Source organism: Chloroflexus sp., from assembly GCF_034432675.1.
Lineage (GTDB): Bacteria > Chloroflexota > Chloroflexia > Chloroflexales > Chloroflexaceae > Chloroflexus.
The window spans coordinates 1-2870 of sequence record NZ_DAOUBI010000196.1 but is presented as its reverse complement, the minus strand read 5'-3'; the positions used below and the strand labels follow the sequence as shown (position 1 = coordinate 2870).

Annotated in this window: 1 protein-coding gene; it reads left to right on the top strand. The window is 59.1% G+C overall.

Annotated elements, in window-relative coordinates:
* The first annotated feature begins 347 nt into the window (after positions 1–347).
* Positions 348–2831, top strand: a complete 2484-nt coding sequence (gene lon, locus VAE55_RS14900) for an endopeptidase La (protein WP_322816530.1) — start codon at positions 348–350, stop codon at positions 2829–2831.
* The last annotated feature ends 39 nt before the right edge of the window (positions 2832–2870 follow it).

Here is a 2870-nt window from a genome sequence, read left to right as displayed (position 1 = left end):
TCGCTCATCATCCGCGTGGTGCGTAGTTTGGAGTGCGGCAGCCATGCTGCCGCGCTGGCCGTGCTCACGATCCGGCACATGTCACGTCGTTGACCCGGCTGGTCACGCGGATGCCGGGTGTGCTCGCCACGATCATGGAATCGGTCGGCGATGAATGAGGTGACTTTATAAGTAGATATTTTTGAAACAGGTTCTAGCCTACTTTACCGGTCGCCTACCTTGTGGCAGACCGGCAATTGTTAGAATTGCACTAGAACCTTTGCCCCATCATTGACACGCTCCACTATGAGTTTCAAAATATACATAGTGCGGAAGTCTTGTTCCGCGGATCAATGTGGAGACGTGCTATGAATGATGAAACATTGCGGGAACAGACGACTGCGGAGTCTGAAGAGACATCATCAACGACACCTTCACCAGAACCAGAGGTGGTTGAGACGCTGCCCCTCATTCCGTTAGAGGGAGCGGTCGTTTTTCCTTATATTGTGGTCAGCCTGACGCTCGATGAGTTGGGGTCGGCGGCAGCCGAAGCCGCAGCGCACGAGGGGCGTCAGGTGTTGCTGGCTGCCCGGCGGCCCGATGCGCCTGCCGATGCGCCGATTACCGACCAGCTCTTCAATGTAGGGGTAGTGGCCCGGATCGAGCAGATCGGTACCCTGCCGAACGGAGCCAGCGGGGTGGTCGTGCGGGGGCTGGTGCGTGCTGTGTTGGGTGAAGCCGTCCAAACCACGCCGTATCTGCGTTTTCGCTTTACCCGCCGGCCCGATGTCTTCGAGCGCTCCCCGGAGCTTGAGCAGTTAATGGTCGAGGTTCACGCCGCGATTGACGCGGTGCTCGAATTGCGCCCCGGCGTGACACAAGAGATTCGCAATTTTGTCCGCTCCATCGACGATCCCGGTCATCTGGCCGACAACACCGGCTATTCGCCCGATTACACCTTCGCCGAGCGCCAGGAATTGCTCGAAACCTTCGACGTAAGCGAGCGGTTACGCAAGGTGCTGACCTTTTACCGCAAGCAGTTCGCCCTACTCGAAGTTCAGGCCAAATTGCGGCAAGAGGTACAGGAGAGTGCGGCCCGGCAGCAACGCGAATTCTACCTGCGCCAGCAATTGCGCGCTATTCAGAAAGAGCTTGGCGAAGATACGAGTGAAGCTGCGGAACTTGACGATCTCCGGCAGAAGCTAGCCGCTGCCGATCTGCCTGAAGTTGCCCGCAAAGAGGCCGACCGTGAGCTGAGTCGCCTGGCTCGGATCAATGCCAGCTCACCGGAATATCAGATAGTACGTACCTACCTGGAATGGCTGGCTGAGCTGCCGTGGAATAAGTATACCGGTCAGCCAATCGATATTGCCTTTGCCCGCCAGGTGCTTGACGAAGACCATCACGGCCTCCAGAAGGTCAAAGAGCGGATTCTGGAATATCTGGCAGTGAAGCAACGTCGGGCAGCGTTGGGTGAAGAGAATCTGCGTGCCAATCGTGAGCCAATTCTCGCCTTTGTCGGGCCACCCGGCGTGGGCAAGACCAGTCTGGGGCAGAGTATTGCCCGTGCGCTTGGCCGGAGCTTCGTCCGTATGAGTCTCGGTGGTGTACGCGATGAGGCCGAGCTGCGTGGTTTCCGCCGAACGTACATTGGTTCGCAGCCGGGGCGGATTATCCAGGAGCTGCGCCGCGCCGGTACTGCCGACCCGGTGATCTTGCTGGATGAAATCGATAAGCTGGGGATCGATTACCGCGGTGATCCGGCAGCCGCACTGCTTGAGGTGCTTGATCCCGAACAAAATCACACCTTCACCGATCACTATCTCAATCTGCCGTTCGATCTCTCACGTGTTCTCTTCCTGGCAACGGCCAACACGTGGGATACGGTACCGCCGGCATTGCGCGACCGGATGGAGGTGATCGAGCTATCGGGGTATATCGAAGACGAGAAGGTGCAGATTGCCCAGATTCATCTGGTGCCGCGCCAGTTGCGGGCCAACGGCTTGCGCCCGGAAGAGGCTGTCGTCACCGAAGAAGCCATTCGCTGCATCATCAATGAGTACACACGCGAAGCCGGTGTCCGGAATCTGGAGCGTTCGATAGGTGCGGTGCTGCGCAAAGTGGCCCGTCGCATGAGTGAAGGCGAGATCGATCCGGCCAATACGCCGTTTGTGGTCGATGCTGCGTTTGTGCGCACCGCGCTGGGTCGGCCACGCTTCACCAACGAAACTCGCGAACGGATCGATCAGCCCGGTGTGGCTATCGGCCTGGTATGGACACCGGTCGGCGGCGATATTATCTTTGTGGAGGCCAGTGCGGTTGAAGGGAAGAAAGAACTCACAATTACCGGCCAACTGGGTGAGGTCATGCGCGAGAGTGCCGAAGCGGCGCTGACCTACGTCCGTTCGTGCGCCCGTTCGCTGGGCATCGAGCCGGATTTCTTCGAGACCCACGCCATTCACATTCACGTGCCGGCTGGTGCGGTGCCCAAAGATGGCCCCTCAGCCGGTATTACGATGGCAACCGCCCTGGCGTCGGCGGCAACCGGTCGGCTGGTGCGTGACGATATTGCCATGACCGGCGAAATCTCACTGCGTGGGCGGGTGTTGCCGATTGGCGGCATCAAAGAGAAGGCGCTCGGCGCTCACCGGGCCGGTATCCGCACTGTGATCCTGCCCAGGCGGAGTCTGATCGATCTCGACGACCTGCCCCCTGCGGTTAGCGCCGAAATGACCTTCATTCCGGTAGACACCCTCGATGAGGTATTGAGCATCGCCCTGCTGCCGCCGGCAACAACCACAGATACGCTCGTCGTGGCGCAGCGGAGCGATGTGCTTACCCCGGCACCCTGAGTTTAGGGATGGACAGACTATTTGAATGCATCTTCCAGT